Source organism: Paenibacillus sp. HJGM_3 (assembly GCF_045062745.1).
GTDB lineage: Bacteria > Bacillota > Bacilli > Paenibacillales > NBRC-103111 > Paenibacillus_AA.
Genome location: NZ_JBJGED010000012.1, coordinates 50345 through 66299, shown reverse-complemented (window position 1 = coordinate 66299; position 15955 = coordinate 50345). Strand labels below are relative to the sequence as shown.

Genomic DNA, 15955 nt, shown 5'->3' with positions numbered 1-15955 from the left:
TCCTCTCGTTCTCTTAATGGTTGGCCGGGATTCCGTATAAGAGGGTCCCGTCTTCAGCCTGCAGCTCACGCACTTGACCGAGCTCGTGCATGTAGATGACGTGCGCAATCGTCTCCGACAAGGCGAAGCGTAGCTGATGCACGGACAGCCGGTCACCGAACAGCGCCCGGCACAGCGCGTACGCGTTGTGCGGCCGCTCGCCCAGCAGCTCCTGCATCCGCTGCAGCCGCTCCTCGTGATGGCGGACGATCTCGACCGCGCGCTCGGCATAGCCGGCGAACGGCTCCCGGTGGCCCGGATACGCCCGCTCGACACGACGGTCGGCCGCCTCCTCGAGGCTCGCCAGGTAGGTGCGGAGCGGGTTCGGATCGAACCCCGGCAAGAAGCCGACGTTCGGCGTAATATGCGGCAGCACATGGTCCCCGCAGATGAGCTCCGCCCGTTCCTCGTCGAGGAGGCTCAGATGCCCGTCGGCGTGGCCTGGCGTATGGATCGATCGGAACGGCCTGTCGCCCAGCCGCACGATGGCGTCCGGCTCCAGAACGGTCAGCTCCGGCTGCGGAGACACCTGCGGGATGAAGCTGTGCATGTGCTCTTCCATCGGCTCCGCGAGCTGCTTGTCCAGCCCATGCAGCAGGAATAAGGTGAGCAGCCGCTCCCCCATCGGTTCCCCTTCGCCCCACAGCTCGCGAACCTGCTCCCCACCCGTGCGGGACAAGTAGACCGGTGCGCCTCCGCTCCCGGCTTGAAACCAGCCGCTCAAGCCGTAATGATCGGGATGATGGTGAGTGAGCACCACCTGTTCCACATCGCCAAGCCCGATGCCGAGCGCGCTGAGCGTCTCCACCCAAAGCGCCTCCGACTCCGGCGTATGCAGACCGGGATCGATGACGGTCCAGCCGTCCCGGCCTCGGAGCATGTAACTGTTCACCCAGCGAAGCGGGAAAGGCAGCGGCACCTTCACCTGCCAGAACCCATCTCGAATCTCTATTCTAGTCGTTCTCATGCGGTCCCTCTATCTCTATTGGATTTCGGCTTCGAGCCGATCAGGATCAACCGTCTGGAGCTGTCCGGGCAGTACGGGAGTCCGTCATAGCCGCCCCGGACGTCCTCCAGCACCAGTCCGGCCTCCTGCAGGAAGCGTCGGAATTCGGACAGCTCGTACAGCTTCACCTGCTCTATGTATCGCCGGTCCTCTCGGCCTTCCTCGCTCACTACGATCCGCTTGCGGACATACCCGTCCTCGATCGTGCGCGTCTCTTCGATCCTCTTCCCTTCCTCGATGCGGACAGAATGGGGAACTAGCCGAGCCCGGACGTCCTCCGGGTTCAAGAAATCAATGAGGAACCGGCCGCCTCGTTTCAACACCCGGTGAAGCTCCTTCAAGACAAGCAAATTCTGCTCGTCATCCTGAAAATAGCCGAAGGAGGTGAACAAGTTCACGACCGCGTCGAACGTCTCGGCCTGGTAAGGCAGCTCGCGCATATCCCCCTGCCGCCACTTCACGCGCCTCGCGACATCCAGCCGCTCCGCCTCGTACAGCAACGCACCGGACAGATCGATGCCCGTCACCCGGCATCCCGCATCGGCCAGAGCCAGCGCATGGCGTCCCATGCCGCAGCACAGATCGAGCACCGACGCCCCCTCGGGCAGCCCGAGCCAGCCGATCATCGTGCGGACTTCGTCACTGGCTCCTGCCTTGTCCCGGTGTTTATAGACCAGCAGGTAGTCTGTACCAAAGCTTTCTTCATACCACGCCTTCATCCGAATATCCCCTCCGTCTCTACTATTTAACACCAAATGGTCCTCTTAGCGCAATGCGAAGCACGGTTAGTCAGACGCAACAGCCCGACCGGATCACGCTCCGGTCGGGCTGTTCAATAGTAGAACGTATTCGCTAGGCTTTGCCTCGCTGCGAGGCCCGCATCAATCCGATGAAGTAGGGCGCGCCGAGCAGCGCCACGACGAGGCCGGACGGGATTTCCTTCGGGCTGAGCGCCACTCGGCCGACCAGGTCGCCACCCATGAGCAGCACCGCGCCCAATAGAGCGGCGATCGGCAGCAGGCGGCGGTGATGAGGGCCGACGAGCAGCCGGGCCGCATGCGGGGCGATCAGGCCGATGAAGCCGACCGCGCCCACCGTCGCCACGGCTGCGGCCGCCAGGCCGACCCCGACGGCGCCGGCCCACAGCCGCGTGCGCGGCACATGGATGCCGAGCCCGGTCGAAGCTTCGTCCGACAGCCCGAGCAGGTCGAGGCGCCGATGCAGCCACCAGGCGATCGGCAGCAGCACGGCCATCCAGGCGAGGAGCGGCCACAGCTGCGGCATGACGCGGGCGTAGGTGCTGCCCGCGAGCCAGACGAGCGCCGGGCCGGCGCGGAACTGCGCCTTCACGACGAGCAGCTGGATGATCGCGGAGCCGAAGGCCGAGACGGCGATGCCCACGAGCGCGAGCAGCGCGGGCTGCAAGCCGCTACGCCTCGCGGCCAGATAGACGATGGTCGCGCACAGCACCGCACCGGCGAACGCCGCGATAGGGATCCACGAGAGGCTGACCGCCGGGAACAGGATCAAGAGCGAGATGGCCCCTACGCCCGCTCCGGAGGTCACGCCGACGACGGATGGATCGGCCATCGGGTTGCGCACGACGCTCTGCAGCAGCACGCCGCTGATCGCCAGCGCCGCGCCGGCGAACGCCGCGATCAGCATCCGCGGCATCCGCATGTTCAGCATGATGTTGCGGGCCAGGTCATCCCCGCTGCCCATCGCCACATGCAGCACCTGGCTGACGGAGAACCGGAGCTCGCCGAACGAAACGCCCGCGATCCATACAGCTGTGCAGCCTATAAGCAGCAAGCCCAGCAGCAGCGAGTACGGGATGCGGCCGGCGAGCCCGGACGACATCGAGGTTTCGTCCGCCCGCTGCACCGGCCGGCCCCCGCTGCGCGCACGCAAGGCGAGTAGGATCATCCACGGCGCGCCGATCATCGCGGTGACGGCGCCGACAGGCAACTCGCCGTAAGCGTCGCGGAACATCCGGGTGATCAGGTCCGCTCCGACGAGGACGGCGCCGCCCCAAATCATCGACGCCAGCAGCAGCGGCATATGGCGGCGAATCCCGAGCAGCCGCACCAAGTGGGGCGCGATGAGGCCGATGAAGCCGATGCCGCCCGCCACGCTGACGGTGGAAGCGGCCAGCAGCACCGCCAGTAGCATCGCACCTAGGCGAATAAGGCCGACGCGCTGGCCGAGGCCTCGCGCCATCTCGTCGCCCATCTGGAACAGATCGAGGGAGCGGCTCATGAGCAAGGCGCACAGCGCCCCCGCCCCGATCCAAGGGGTAACGAAGCCCACGCCGCTCCAATCGCTCGTCTTCAGCGAGCCGGAGCCCCACAGGAATAAGCGGGCGGTCTGCGCCTCGAAGATCAGCTGCAGCGCGCCGGTCACCGCTGCAATCGCCATCGTGACCGCCATTCCGGCGAGCGTCAGCCGGACCGGCGAGGCCGAGCTTCCTCCTCCCATGGCATAGACGAGTGCGAGCGCGGCGACCCCGCCGATAAAGGCGATGGCAAGCGGATGCTCGTTTTTGAGCGTGGGGAACGCGATCATGGCAATCGTAACGGCCAGGAACGCGCCGGAGTTGATCCCGAGCGTCGAAGCGGAAGACAGCGGGTTGCGCGTTATCGTCTGCAGCAGGACCCCGGCAGCGGCTAGGGCGGCACCGGCCAGCACGGCGAGCGTAGCACGCGACATCCGGAGCGTCCGGACCGACAGCTGCTCCGGACTGTGATCGGGGTTCAGCGCCGCCTTCAGCACCGTATGGGTGCTGATGTCAGTCTCCCCGTGGCCGATGTGCACAATCCAGAGCATTAGCAGCAGGGCAAGACCTCCGCCGAACACGAGCAAATAGCGTAACGACAAAGCAAACCGGCCTGTTGCCGGGCCGGTTTGCGTGACGGTTAGAGATCGGCTCATTTGGCGAAGGTAGCGACGACGCGATCCACGAAGGTTTCCATCGACCAGGGACCGCCGAACGGCCATGTGTCGCCGCCGAGCGCGTACAGCCGGTTATCCTTTACGAAGCCGAGGCTCTTCCAAACGGCGTTGTCCTTCAAAATTTTCTCGATGACGTTGTCCGAATCCTGGATGATATGCAGCAGGTTTGCGTTTTGGATCGCCGACAGGGCTTCTACGCCCGCAGTCGAGTAGCCGTACATTTCCACCTTTCCTGCGCTGTAGGCGTTTTTCAAGCCCATCTTCGTCAAGATTTTACCTGGCAGCGACTCCGGCGTGAACAAGCGGAAGACGGCTGCATTCTGGTCGCTGTAAGCTTGCGTGAGGACAACTTCGGCACCGGCTTTGTTCGCGGCTTTCACCTTATCGGCGCCTTGGGTGATCTTGGCCGTCAAGTCGCTCATTACTTTTTGCGCTTCCGGCTTTTTGTTCAGCGCGTCGGCAATCGTATTGAACGTTTCTTCCATTTCCTTGTATTGGTCGGCGGAAGACGTCGGGGAATACGGGTCAAAAATCAGGGTAGGCGCGATCGCCTTCAATTGGCTCAAAATTTTCTCGTGGCGGAATTTCACGCCGATGATCAGGTCCGGCTTCAGCGCGGCGATTTTCTCCAGGTTCGGCTCTTGGCGGGTACCTACGTCTTGGACATCGGTCGGCAGGTCCTGCTTGATCTTCACGTACTTCTTATAATTCGCGATGTCGGCCGCCCCTACCTGGGTGCCGCCGAGCGCTAGGACGTTCTCAGTGTACGTCCATTCCAGGGTGACGATCCGCTTCGGGGTCCCCTTGATGTCTACCGTACCCAGAGCATCTTTGATCGGACGGGCCGGTTCCGCGGAGGGAGCGGCGCTTGCAGTCGGAGCCGTGGAGCCGGACGGGGCAGCTGCAGGCTTATCCGTTCCGCCGCCGCAGGCAGAGAGTAGAATCGTGAAAATAAGGAGCAGCAAAGGGGTCAAGCGCAATCGGGTTATCATCGGGATCATAAACCTCCAACTTGTTATAGTATTCTATAATTCTACTTATTCCGGGCCGCCAGCTTCTCTTGACGCAGCCGCTCGCGGTCTTCCTCCCGCATCCGGGGACAATTGAAGCACATCTCCCCGTCTTCCCTCTTGTAGTACATGCAGCAGGAGGACCGCATCAGCAATTGTCGGCCCGGCTCATAAGGGCTGTCCAGGTACACCGGCTTCATGTGATGGAACGGATTGCGTCTGCGGCCGAACACGTCCGGCTCGAGCGCGGCCGTTAATACCCGATGCCCCGCTATGTACCGCTCCCGGATCACCGGTCGCGTCTCATTCTCCAGCAGGAAATCCTGCATATAGGTCAACCGGGCCGCGTACTGGCTCCAGATCATGTCGGGCTTCACATCGGCGGTCTCGGCGATCGACAGCAGCAAGACGTTGAAGTGCTCGGTGAAATATCTCTCGTACGCCTCCTTCAGCGCTTCATCCCGGTTCGATTCGGGCAGCGGGACGAGCCGCACCTCTTGGAGCTGATAGCCGGTATGAACATGATCGCCATGCGATTCGAGGAAGAAATTCACGTTGTCCGGGTTCACATCCAGCCAGGCATCGTTCGATGCCGATACGTAATGTATCGCTCCGCACAGGCTGAACAAAGATAAGCCGAGAAAAGAGGCCGGCAGTTCCATCGAAGTCGCCTTATATTGCTCGCGGCCGAGCTCCAGGAGCTGACGCATCGTGTCCTTCTTCAGCAGATCGGTCAAGGGGACGGACAGTATCGCCTCTTCTGGGGCCTTGTCGGTGACATGCAAATAACGTTCCAGCAAATCAAAAGATACCGTAGGTCCAGCTGCCATCGTGCATGTTCCTCCCTAGTCGTGGATCCCGGCGACTGCGCGGCTGACTTCGCGGCTACACAGCATGGACCGGTTCCTTGCTCCGCTCCGTCGAGGGCTCCGTCGATCGAGAAGCCGTTGGCGGCGGAGTTGTTGTCGCCGATGCCGCGGCATCAGCCGAACGGGATGCCAGCTCGAACGGAATGCAGATCGGCACGCCTGTACGCGGATCGGGGACGATGTCGGCTTCGATGCCGAACAGCTCCCGGAGCGTGTCGCAGGTGACGACTTCCTCTGGCGTTCCTTCTCGCTTCACCCGCCCCGCCTGAATCGCGACCACGTGCTGAGCGTACCGGGTAGCGTGATTCAAATCGTGAACGACCATCACGATCGTCCGGTTCTCCTCGCGGTTCAGCTTCTCGAGCAGCTTCAGCACTTCGAGCTGGTGCGCCATATCGAGGAACGTCGTCGGCTCGTCGAGGAACAGGATGTCCGTCTGCTGCGCGAGCGCCATCGCGATCCAGGCCCGCTGACGCTGTCCGCCGGACAATTGGTCCACCGGGCGGTCGGCGAAGTCGGCCATGCCGGTCACTTCGATCGCCCACTGCACATACCGGCGGTCCTCCGCGGATGCCGTGCCCATCGCCCGCTGGTACGGGAAGCGGCCGTATCCGACGAGCTCCGCTACGGTCAACCCTTCCGGCGCGATCGGATTCTGCGGCAGGATGGCCAGCTGTTTGGCCACTTCCTTGGTCGATTGGCTATGGATCGACTTGCCGTCGAGCAGCACGGCGCCGTGCTGCGGCTTCATGATGCGCGCCATCGATTTGAGAATCGTCGACTTCCCCGACCCGTTCGCCCCCACAAGCGCCGTGATTTTCCCCGTGGGGATGCTCAAGTTCAAATCTTCTACGATCAGCCGGTCTCCGTAAGCAATGTTGAGCTTCTCCGTAACTAAGCGGTAAATCGGAAACTCCCCCTTCCATCTTTTCGCGATTGGGTATTCGGGTATTTTATGTAACGCAATTGGTGATAACGATTCTCATTATCATAAATATAATTGATATTGATTCTCAGTGTCAATTAAAAAATGGCCACCAGTCAAAAAAGCCTTCCCGTGCGCTCCTGGGATTTGGGAAGCGCAGCTGGAAAGCTTTCTCTAGTGGCTTGAATCGTCAAATCTTCAATTCCCCAAGCTTGATTAGCTCGACGACCGCTTGTGAACGACCTTTTACGTTTAGTTTCTGCATCACATTGGAGATATGATTGCGCACAGTCTTTTCACTGATGAACAACTGCTGGGCGATATCTTTGGTCGTTTTGTCCTGCACAAGCAGTTCAAAGACTTCGCGTTCACGATTCGTTAATAAAAATTTGTTTTTATGGTCGCTACCTTTCAATAGTGCCACCCCTCCTTGCTTGGGCTTTGTTTATAGTTACAAGGTAAAGGGATACAGTCAGTGTAGTTTATGAAAGGCGCCCCGTCTTGGTGCGGAGTCGTGGAAAAATGGGCGAAATCGCGGGTTTGGTCTGCTTGCAGGCCGTTCTATGACGTGTCCCGCCGCGAATCGCGGGCGTGGCGCATCGCCTTCTGCCGGTCCGCGAGCTGCAGCTTGTTCAGGATGTTCGTGATGTAGTTGGCGACCGTCTTGCCGCTCAAGCCGAGCCGCTCGGCGATCCAGCGTTGGACGCGCAGGCGCGTGGACTGGCAGGCAGAGGGGTTCCGACCGCTGTTGAATATCATGTGGATCGTACGCGCCGTCCATGTTGTTAATCAATGTTTACAAATAAGCATAGTCCCCTAATAGGTTAGGGCTTGTTTGGAACGCTTCGAGTCGAATTGTTAACCTACCTTGCGTTAATAATAATGTGCGCTTTACTAATAATCAAAGATAGCCTTACTATCCGGCGAAAACCGCCAAAATGGCGTGAAAATAGTTAAGGTACCCGTCTTAATTGTCCGTGAAAACCAGGTGGTGTGAACCAATAGAGTGATGGGAAAACGCTATTCTTCCTGATACGACCTTATCTGGGAAAATAGCGATATGCGACAGCGTTATTCCTCCGCTTTTGCCCAAAAAGAGCCGGTCTAAGGGCATTAGGGTGATGCCGTAACGTTATTTTTCCACGATGGGGTTGATTTCGAGGAGTAGCGTTATGCGGCAGCGTTATTTGTAGGATTGCAGCAAAGCGGTCCAGGTAAAACGCTTCTTTATTAAATTAGTGTCGAAAAGGGTACCTAAGCACTAACACTTAGGCTTACATACGTTTTGATTATCAAGGGATATCCCTTAACACCTGTTGAAAAAAGCTCGCGCGACCAACGTCACGCGAGCTCTTCTCTCTGCCGGTGCAGCACCCGGAATTTCATGTAGGAGACGACTCTCCAAGGCACCACGTAGCCGACGGCGACGACTACGAATAAGGCCGTTTTCGTATCATTGTCGATCATCGTGAAGTAGTCCCGCAACACCAGGCGAATGAGAATGACGGCCACCAGCGCCACGAAAAAGCCGACGTTTTTCTTCGCATAAATATTCCGGTCTTCCCGAATCTCGTAGTTCGTCGTCCAGATCAGCGGGACCGACAGCACCGCTCCGACGGCGAGCGCAACGGCCCATTCCCACAAATACGCGTGCACGTTCGGGTTCAGCACCAGCGCCAGCATACCCGGGATAATGAAGAAGATCGGTATGAGCAGCCGGATTCCTTTTCCCACAATCGGACGAGACATGCTTCGGGTCCTTCTCCACAGCACTAGCCCCATGATGGCGATGACCATGACGTATACGGAGATATCCACTCGTTGTCCAACCCCCATTAAGCTAAGATGTACCACTGGCAATAGCGCGGCTCTAAAGTTTCATATGCCAGTATAGCTCATCCGGTGTGGACGCGGCAACGGTCCCGAGACTGATTTCGGTTCCGCTCGAAGGCTTACAGGATTGTGCAGTCAGCTTCTGACCGACCGCTTTAGCTTGATCTCGTACGAATATTGATCCGCGCGGGCAAAGCCCCGTTCATACACGATCGGCGCTCCAGTCGCATCGTATCCCGTTCGTCGGAACGCCAGCAGCGGGAATCCGGCTTCGACATGCAGATGCTCCGCCAGCTCGGCGTCGGCCACGGCAGCTTCGATGCTGTGCGCCGCTTCATCCACATACCGGCCGCACGCCTCGTGGATCCGCTCATACAACGAACCGGAGAAGTCATCCTCCGGCGTCAGCCCGATCGCGAGCGGCACATAGGAGTCGGAATAGACGATCGGCTGCCCGTCGCCCAACCGAATGCGCCTCAGCTGGAGCACCTCGCAGCCGTCCGCGAGCTGCAGCGCTTGCACTACCGCCACCGGCGCTTCGACCGCTTCCGCGCCCAGCAATCTCGTCCCCGGCTGCATCCCCCGCCGCTTCATCTCCTCGCTGAAGCTGAGCAGCTCAGGCAGATCGATGCGGAGCCGGACGGCGGCGATGAAGATGCCTTTTCCCGTAATCCGGTTCACATAGCCGTTCGCTTCGAGCCGCTCAAGCGCTTTCCGAATCGTCGCCCGGCTGACGTCGTACTGCTCCTGCAGCTCGAGCTCCGTGCCGAAGTAATCGCCCGGCTTGCGGCTCCCATTCGTAATTTCATTTTCCAGAATTTGATACAATTGATAATAGAGGGGTACCGGTGTGGTCCGGTCGAGTTGCTGGCTCATCGTAGCTATCCAATCCGTCCTTATTTCTTGAGAAAATCTTCTCGCATCGGGGTGAAAAAATCGATCAAAACCGAACCGTCCTCTAGCGCCTTGACGCCGTGCACGATGTCGGGCTCCACTATGTATCCGTCTCCCTGAACGAGCACCTTCGTCTCCCCTGCGATCGTCACTTCGAACGAACCTGCCGCTACATAAGCCGATTGCCGATGCGGATGATGGTGCAAAGCCCCTACGACATCTTTGGCGAACCGGACCTCCGTCACCATCATTTGCTCGGTATATCCCAATATGCGCCGCTCGAGTCCAGGCTCTAACGTCTCGAATGCGATGTGCGAAGCTTGAATGAACATGACCGTCCACACTCCCCGAATAGAAGTACATGCTTCTGATAGTATAGCATCCCCTGGGGCATAATGGTACAGAGTGCGATTAGGTCGGCTTGGGGGAAAATTAGGTGAGAATGGTGAAACAGGCCATCCTTGCATGCAAGGACAGCCTGATTCGTTCTAGCTACGGAGTCGCTGGAGCGGTCTTGGTTCCATGCATGCCGTCTCCGCTTACCCCGTCGGTGCCGTGTATGCCGTATCGCCCCGGCTGGTTGTAAGCCTCGTTCGTGCCATAGGAAGCATTCGTAGGGAATACTTTTTGTACGAGCGTGCTGAATTCATTCACTAGTCCGGATACAGGCCTTCCTTGGCGAATCTCCTCCCCGTACTGCTGGAAGCGGCCGACGAGATCCGGGTTGGAGGACACGTAGACATTCTGCACCTCCGGCCTCGCCGTATGGACCTTGTCCGCGATCTGGGTCTTCACGTGACCGGTCGCCTCGAGATCGGCCCCATGCTTAAGCTTCACCGCCACATAAGCGGAGTTGCCCGCGTGCATGACGCTGGCCCATTCTACGGGACCCATGGAAGTGATTTCCTTGGCCAACTGCTCGTTGGTCTCGAAGCTCGTGATGTTGTGACCCCGGTTCGCCGCCTTGTAATCGCGCCAATTGTTGACCCCATCGCGGTCGTAGCCGGTAAAGCCGTTGTCTCGGTTCAGTCCGAGCTTCAAGTCCCCGGCATCCCGGATCAGATCGGGGTCTGTCCCGCGGTAGCGGTCATACCCGAGACGCAGATCCCGGTGGTTCCCCGTCCCGTAGTTGAACGGACGGTAGTTGTTCGTCAGCATCCGCGTCTTGACCGTGTCGTTCGTTCCTGTGCCCTCGCGAGCCGGCATCTTCCCGCAGCCTACAGCCCCAAACACCATACCTGCAGCTAGAACGGATACGAGCGCCGCCTTCTTCCCGTTGTTCGTCAAGCTCTTCATCCCCCGTTTCGGTTAAGATGCATCCCATTTGGCCGAACAGGATTAGGATGCGCCTTTCCGATGATGCCCCATTCACTAACGAAGAGGCTTCTCACTGGAAGCCGGGGGATGGATTGACTTTCTCCGATTCGGCCGCTATTTCAGTCGGAACGACACAGCGATGGCCGACGGCTCGAATTTGACATCTTTGATCGCTACGAGCGGCGGCAGCTCATCATCGATCGGCACTACGATCGGATCCAAATGAAATCGGCGGACCGGCACGGTCCAGGGGCCCGCCGTCGTCTTCACATGCTCCGCCACCAGATTGGGCGGCTCCCACTTGAGACGGAACGAGAGCGCCGCCTGCGTGCGGATCAGGCCGTACAGCTCCGCCTGCACATGGGCCGTGACCATTTGTCCGTCCTGCTGGAAGCGCGCGCCCTGAATTTGCACATTCGGCAAGGACAGTTTGCGAACCGCGAGCTCCCGCTTCAGGATTTGGTTCAGCTCTTCCTCCGTCAGCCGAAGCTCCAGGCTGCGCGAAGCGATCATCTCTTTGATCTTCGCTGAGACGGATATTGGCTTATAGTTCAAATCGAGCGCTTCCGTCGGCCGGACGGTCCAAAGCAGCGCGATTACGAGCACCGTTGCAATCGCCGCCAGGATCGCGAGCGTCAGGAGCCATTTCTTCAACATGGTCGCATCTCTCCCACGAGATCGAATCTCCTCATGTACACAAGCGATAGCGCTAAGCTTGCGGCGGGTCGGGGCGCTGGCTTTGCTTGGCCTTCAGCCACTTCGGCGCGCCTTTGTTTTTCTTGTCGCGCTCGCGCTCCCGTTCGCGCGCCTTCGCCTTGCCCGCGGCCGCCGACGGAGCGGCCGCGGCGCCGGAGCCGTCGGCCCGCTTGCGCGCGGCCGGCGCCGGCCCTTGCGGCGGGCGCTCCGCTGCCGCCGCCGCAGGCTTCGGCGTCGCCGACACGTCGGCGACGGTTGTGTTGCCGCGGCGGGCGTCCGGGCCCGGGCTCGGGCGCCCGCCCGCGCGGGTCCCGGCGCCGCGCCGTGCGGCCCCCGGCGCGAGCAGCTTGCCCTCCGCAAGCGTGCGGCGCTCGATGCGAATGCCGAGCTGCTCCTCGAACTTGCGGAGGATGAACGCTTCCCGCTCGGCGACGATCGAGACGGTCACGCCCTGCTTGCCCATGCGCCCCGTCCGGCCTACGCGGTGGACGTAATGGTCCGCGTCCGGCGCCGGATCCAGATGGAACACATGCGTGATGTTCTCGATATCAAGGCCGCGAGCCGCTACGTCGGTCGCAACCAGCAGCTTCAGCTTCCCTTCGCGGAAGCGGCCCAGCACCTTCGTACGCTCCTGCTTCGGCGCGTCGCCGTACAGAGCGGCCGCCGGGATGCCGCCGAACTCCAGCTTCCCGACCACCTCCGCCATCGGTTCGATCTCGTTCACGAACACGAGCGCCGAGGCTGGCTTCAGCGCGTAATACAGCCGACGCAGCACGTCCAGCTTGTCCCGCTCCTCGCAGACAACCGCATAATGCTCGATCGTGCTCGCCGTGCGCTGCTCCGGCCTAATCTCGACAAGGGCCGGCTCCCGCATCCAGCGGTCGGCGATGCGCTGCAGCTCCGGTGTCACCGTGGCGCTGAAGAACAGCAGCTGGCGGTCGCGGAGCGCGCTCTTCAGAATTCGCTTCACGTCCTCAACCGTGCTGAGCGAGACGAGCTGGTCTGCCTCGTCGGCGACGATCGTGCGCACCTCGTGCATCTTCAGCTTCCGGGCTTGGATCAGCTCCATGATCCGGCCGGGCGTCCCGACGACCAAATGCGGATGCAGCCGCAGCTTCTCGATCTGCCGGCTAATCGCGGCTCCGCCGATCAGCGCCTGCGACCGCAGGCCAAGCGGCTCTCCGTAGCGCTCCATCTCTCCAAGGATCTGCATTCCGAGCTCACGAGTCGGGGCGAGCACGACAGCCTGGAGCTCCTTCAGCGCAGGGTTCAGCCGATTCAGAATCGGCAGCAGGTAGGCGAGCGTCTTGCCCGAGCCGGTCTGCGACTGCGCGATCAAATCCCGCCCCTGGGAGACAAGGGGGATCGCCTGTGCCTGAATGTCGGACGGGGCCGTAATCCCCTTCTCGGCCAAGGCCTGCAGTAGCTCCGGGCGAAGTTCGAATGTTTCAAAACTGGTGGTCATCTAAATGGATTCCTCATTTCCGCTTCTCATGATCAGGCTTCTGTCCACTACTATAGCACAATTTGGCATAAACCGAAAAAAGCCTCCCTGAAAAGGAGGCCTCGGAAACAAATCTTGTGTTGTTATCTTTTGCTGATCGCCTTGTCGAGCATCGCCTTTACAAAGCTGAAATCGTGCTGCAGCCGCTCGAATGGCGGGAACGGCGCATGACACTCCAGGGTGACCCAGCCGTCGTAGCCGGTCTCCACCAGCGCGTCGAACAGCGGCTGATGATCCGCTCCGCCTTCGCCGAGGCGCGATTGCAGGAACTTTTCTTCCCCGTGCTTGGTCAAATTCGTGAACGTCCCCGGCGCGCCGACCGCGTCCACACGCAACTCGTCCTTCACATGGACGTGGAACATTCGCTTGCCGAGCTGGATCACGGAATCCCGGCCATAGTCCGTATCCGTGATGTACATGTTGCCCGCATCGTGAATCATCCCGACGTTCTCATTATGAATCAAATCGAGCAGCCGGTGGCTGCTTTCCGCCGTCTCGGCGATCGAGACGTTGTGGATCTCGAGCACGATGCTCACGCCTTGCTTTTTGGCCTCCGTCGCGCATTTGTCGATCCAAAATGCGGATTTGGCATAATGATAGTCGTGAGCGAGGAATGCATTCGGTCCTCCCGGGGCGACCCGGATCATCGTCGAGCCGAGCTCGCCCGCCGCCGCAAGGAGCCGCTGGAAGTCGGAGAACGCTTGCTCGGATTCCTTGTCGCTCGCGGTGGAGAAGCCGCCCATGTAACCCGCCAATACCGGCAGCTGCAGACCTAGATCGTCCGCCACCCGGCGAATTTCCTTAATTCGGATCGCGCTGGTCGTCGGAGACAGATGCGGCTCGCGGGCGGCAATCTCCAGACCGTCCATGCCGAGCTCCTTCGTCATTCTAAGCGCTTCCTGTATGCTGTATTCGATGAACACTCCGCTGAATGCCGCGAATTTCATGTTAGTCACTCTCCTTGGTCCGGTCGAACACGAGCTCGCCGGATTTGTAAGTTTGCTGCAAATGGACGCGGTCGCCATCCCAATCGAACAGGGCCAGGTCGGCCGGCGCTCCGGCGGCCAAGCCTGCACGCTCCGGCAAGTTCATGAACGCCGCCGGGCGCGCAGAGGACATGTCCCACGCTTCGCTCATGCTCGCGAGTCCTCGGCGCACGACGTGCTCGATGCCCCACAAGAGCATCTGGGCGGAGCCGGCCAGCACTTTCTCGTTCGCCGCGGTGTGCAGCCGGCCTTCCGGCGTGAGTATGACGTGGCCGCCGACATGCGTCTTGTACTCGCCCGCGGGCATCCCGCTCAAGTAGACGGCGTCGCTGACGAGCATCGCATGCGCGCCCTTCACCTTCATCGCCACCTTGAGCACCTGATCGGGCAAATGGAAGCCGTCGGCGATCAGACAGCACCAGAGTGCGTCTTGCGCCAGCTGCTCCCACAAGTAGTTCGGGTGCCGCGGCAGCATCAGCTGCGCCCCGTTGCCGAAGTGGGTCGACATGGTCGCCCCCGCCTCGACCGCGGCGCGAATTTGCTCGGGGCTCGCCAGCGTATGTCCGATCGAGACCGTAACGCCGTTCGCTACACAATTGCGGATGAAGGCCGGGCTCGAATCCCATTCGGGCGAGATCGTGATGATGCGGATAAGACCGTCCGCCGCCTCTTGCCAGCGACAGAACATGTCCCAGTCCGGCGCTTGAACGTATTCACGGGCGTGCGCGCCGCGCGCGCCGTCCTCAGGCGAGATGAACGGGCCTTCCACATGGATGCCCGCGATCGTCCGCCGGCACAGCTCGTCGCTCCGGCACGCGGCCGCGATCGCCCTCACTCCCTCGGCGATGCCGGCTTCGCTGTTGGTAATCACCGTCGGGTAGTACGCCGTCACCCCTTCCGCGTACAGCTCGCGGGTCGCGCGCTCTACGACACCGGGCGCGATCGGGATCGTGTTGAAGTCGAGTCCCCGGTAGCCGTTGATCTGGAGATCCACTAACCCCGGCGCGATCCGGGGGCCCGCAGCGATACCGGATGCGGTCCTCGGTTCGATCGACTCTATGACGCCACCGCTTAGCGTAACCCGAATCGGCTCTCCGGTGCGGTAGTGCAAGCCTTCTACAACAGTGTTTCCTTCAGAACTCCTCATTGCCCGCCTCCATAAGAATCCCGGTCTACGTACAGCGTACAATCCGCATGTCTGCGCAAGACGGTCGACGGGCACTCGGTCGAGATAGATCCGTTCAGGGTGCGCTGCACCGCCGCCCGCTTCGTCGGCCCCGGCACCATACAGTACAGATGGCGTCCCGCCATCATCGTAGGAATCGTGAGCGTGAGCGCGTGCGTAGGGACAGCATCGAACGTCGGGAAGCAGCCGTCGTTCACTTGCTGCTGCCGGCAAGCGTCATCGAGCTCGACCGCCTTGATCACCTGCGGGTCATTGAAGTCGGCGACAGGCGGATCGTTGAACGCGATATGGCCGTTCTCGCCGATGCCCAGACACACGATGTCGATGGGAGCTTCCTGGATGAGCGCTCCGTACCGGCGGCATTCCTCCTCGATCGTCGTCGAGCTGTCGATCAAGTTCACCCGGCCCGGCTTGACCCGGTCGAACAGCTTGTCGCACAGGAAACGGCTGAATTTTTGCGGGGCGTCATTCGGCAGTCCGATGTATTCGTCCATATGGAACACCGTAATCCGGCTCCAATCGATCCCCGCGTCGGCGGCCAGCGTCTCGAGGAATTCGTTCTGCGACGGTGCCGCGGCGAAGATGATCCGCACCGTCTCCTGTTCGGAGAGCAGCCTCTTGATCGTGGCCGCCGCCGCCCCCCCCGCGGCGGAACCGAGCTGCCTCCGATCGGCATATACGTTCACCTTCAATTCCTCGACATTCTCCGCCAATACCGGTTGCGCTTGCAATGGCATA

Annotated in this window: 17 protein-coding genes; all 17 read right to left on the bottom strand. The window is 60.7% G+C overall.

The window, feature by feature from the left end:
* Nucleotides 1-13 precede the first annotated feature (13 nt).
* Entirely contained in the window at nucleotides 14-1006 is a 993-nt protein-coding gene (locus tag ACI5FR_RS15060; protein ID WP_405455568.1) for an MBL fold metallo-hydrolase, read from the bottom strand.
* Nucleotides 1003-1764 (bottom strand): class I SAM-dependent methyltransferase, encoded by a 762-nt coding sequence (locus ACI5FR_RS15055; RefSeq protein WP_405455565.1) that lies wholly within the window; start codon nucleotides 1762-1764, stop codon nucleotides 1003-1005. The genes ACI5FR_RS15060 and ACI5FR_RS15055 overlap by 4 nt, the downstream gene beginning before the upstream one ends.
* A 133-nt stretch (nucleotides 1765-1897) precedes the next feature.
* Nucleotides 1898-3922 (bottom strand): iron ABC transporter permease, encoded by a 2025-nt coding sequence (locus ACI5FR_RS15050; RefSeq protein ID WP_405455563.1) that lies wholly within the window; start codon nucleotides 3920-3922, stop codon nucleotides 1898-1900.
* 50 nt (nucleotides 3923-3972) lie between these two features.
* The gene (locus ACI5FR_RS15045; RefSeq protein WP_405455561.1) at nucleotides 3973-4989 is read right to left on the bottom strand and encodes an ABC transporter substrate-binding protein; all 1017 of its coding nucleotides are present in this window, start codon (nucleotides 4987-4989) and stop codon (nucleotides 3973-3975) included.
* A 41-nt stretch (nucleotides 4990-5030) separates the two neighbouring features.
* The gene (locus ACI5FR_RS15040; protein WP_405455559.1) at nucleotides 5031-5837 is read right to left on the bottom strand and encodes a (2Fe-2S)-binding protein; all 807 of its coding nucleotides are present in this window, start codon (nucleotides 5835-5837) and stop codon (nucleotides 5031-5033) included.
* A 55-nt stretch (nucleotides 5838-5892) separates the two neighbouring features.
* On the bottom strand, nucleotides 5893-6783 hold the full coding sequence (locus tag ACI5FR_RS15035) for an ABC transporter ATP-binding protein (protein WP_405455802.1): 891 nt from the start codon (nucleotides 6781-6783) through the stop codon (nucleotides 5893-5895).
* Between the two features lie 208 nt (nucleotides 6784-6991).
* Nucleotides 6992-7216: a helix-turn-helix domain-containing protein gene (locus tag ACI5FR_RS15030; RefSeq protein WP_009672290.1), complete on the bottom strand. Its 225-nt coding sequence runs from the start codon at nucleotides 7214-7216 to the stop codon at nucleotides 6992-6994.
* 146 nt (nucleotides 7217-7362) lie between these two features.
* The gene (locus ACI5FR_RS15025; RefSeq protein WP_405455556.1) at nucleotides 7363-7560 is read right to left on the bottom strand and encodes a LuxR C-terminal-related transcriptional regulator; all 198 of its coding nucleotides are present in this window, start codon (nucleotides 7558-7560) and stop codon (nucleotides 7363-7365) included.
* A 582-nt stretch (nucleotides 7561-8142) separates the two neighbouring features.
* Nucleotides 8143-8619 (bottom strand): CcdC protein domain-containing protein, encoded by a 477-nt coding sequence (locus ACI5FR_RS15020; RefSeq protein WP_405455554.1) that lies wholly within the window; start codon nucleotides 8617-8619, stop codon nucleotides 8143-8145.
* Nucleotides 8620-8769: 150 nt separating this feature from the next.
* Complete coding sequence (locus tag ACI5FR_RS15015; RefSeq protein ID WP_405455552.1) at nucleotides 8770-9510, bottom strand: GntR family transcriptional regulator; 741 nt, start codon at nucleotides 9508-9510, stop codon at nucleotides 8770-8772.
* Nucleotides 9511-9530: 20 nt separating this feature from the next.
* Nucleotides 9531-9860 (bottom strand): cupin domain-containing protein, encoded by a 330-nt coding sequence (locus ACI5FR_RS15010; RefSeq protein ID WP_405455550.1) that lies wholly within the window; start codon nucleotides 9858-9860, stop codon nucleotides 9531-9533.
* A 160-nt stretch (nucleotides 9861-10020) separates the two neighbouring features.
* Nucleotides 10021-10815: a YhcN/YlaJ family sporulation lipoprotein gene (locus ACI5FR_RS15005; protein WP_405455549.1), complete on the bottom strand. Its 795-nt coding sequence runs from the start codon at nucleotides 10813-10815 to the stop codon at nucleotides 10021-10023.
* Between the two features lie 144 nt (nucleotides 10816-10959).
* Nucleotides 10960-11502 (bottom strand): hypothetical protein, encoded by a 543-nt coding sequence (locus ACI5FR_RS15000; RefSeq protein WP_405455547.1) that lies wholly within the window; start codon nucleotides 11500-11502, stop codon nucleotides 10960-10962.
* Between the two features lie 52 nt (nucleotides 11503-11554).
* Complete coding sequence (locus tag ACI5FR_RS14995) at nucleotides 11555-13006, bottom strand: DEAD/DEAH box helicase (protein WP_405455545.1); 1452 nt, start codon at nucleotides 13004-13006, stop codon at nucleotides 11555-11557.
* 122 nt (nucleotides 13007-13128) lie between these two features.
* Nucleotides 13129-13992 (bottom strand): sugar phosphate isomerase/epimerase family protein, encoded by an 864-nt coding sequence (locus tag ACI5FR_RS14990; RefSeq protein ID WP_405455543.1) that lies wholly within the window; start codon nucleotides 13990-13992, stop codon nucleotides 13129-13131.
* A gap of 1 nt (nucleotide 13993) precedes the next feature.
* Nucleotides 13994-15178: an N-acetylglucosamine-6-phosphate deacetylase gene (locus tag ACI5FR_RS14985; protein WP_405455542.1), complete on the bottom strand. Its 1185-nt coding sequence runs from the start codon at nucleotides 15176-15178 to the stop codon at nucleotides 13994-13996.
* Nucleotides 15175-15954: a glucosamine-6-phosphate deaminase gene (locus ACI5FR_RS14980; protein WP_405455540.1), complete on the bottom strand. Its 780-nt coding sequence runs from the start codon at nucleotides 15952-15954 to the stop codon at nucleotides 15175-15177. The genes ACI5FR_RS14985 and ACI5FR_RS14980 overlap by 4 nt, the downstream gene beginning before the upstream one ends.
* Nucleotide 15955: the final 1 nt, after the last annotated feature.

What these genes read in the sequence shown, in the direction of transcription:
- ACI5FR_RS15040 (WP_405455559.1), bottom strand. Translation starts at nt 5,837, where the DNA reads ATGGCAGCTGGACCTACGGTATCTTTTGATTTGCTGGAACGTTATTTG.
- ACI5FR_RS15015 (WP_405455552.1), bottom strand. Translation starts at nt 9,510, where the DNA reads ATGAGCCAGCAACTCGACCGGACCACACCGGTACCCCTCTATTATCAA.
- ACI5FR_RS15010 (WP_405455550.1), bottom strand. Translation starts at nt 9,860, where the DNA reads ATGTTCATTCAAGCTTCGCACATCGCATTCGAGACGTTAGAGCCTGGA.
- ACI5FR_RS14995 (WP_405455545.1), bottom strand. Translation starts at nt 13,006, where the DNA reads ATGACCACCAGTTTTGAAACATTCGAACTTCGCCCGGAGCTACTGCAG.
- ACI5FR_RS15000 (WP_405455547.1), bottom strand. Translation starts at nt 11,502, where the DNA reads ATGTTGAAGAAATGGCTCCTGACGCTCGCGATCCTGGCGGCGATTGCA.
- ACI5FR_RS14980 (WP_405455540.1), bottom strand. Translation starts at nt 15,954, where the DNA reads ATGCCATTGCAAGCGCAACCGGTATTGGCGGAGAATGTCGAGGAATTG.
- ACI5FR_RS15045 (WP_405455561.1), bottom strand. Translation starts at nt 4,989, where the DNA reads ATGATAACCCGATTGCGCTTGACCCCTTTGCTGCTCCTTATTTTCACG.
- ACI5FR_RS14990 (WP_405455543.1), bottom strand. Translation starts at nt 13,992, where the DNA reads ATGAAATTCGCGGCATTCAGCGGAGTGTTCATCGAATACAGCATACAG.
- ACI5FR_RS15025 (WP_405455556.1), bottom strand. Translation starts at nt 7,560, where the DNA reads ATGATATTCAACAGCGGTCGGAACCCCTCTGCCTGCCAGTCCACGCGC.
- ACI5FR_RS14985 (WP_405455542.1), bottom strand. Translation starts at nt 15,178, where the DNA reads ATGAGGAGTTCTGAAGGAAACACTGTTGTAGAAGGCTTGCACTACCGC.
- ACI5FR_RS15060 (WP_405455568.1), bottom strand. Translation starts at nt 1,006, where the DNA reads ATGAGAACGACTAGAATAGAGATTCGAGATGGGTTCTGGCAGGTGAAG.
- ACI5FR_RS15055 (WP_405455565.1), bottom strand. Translation starts at nt 1,764, where the DNA reads ATGAAGGCGTGGTATGAAGAAAGCTTTGGTACAGACTACCTGCTGGTC.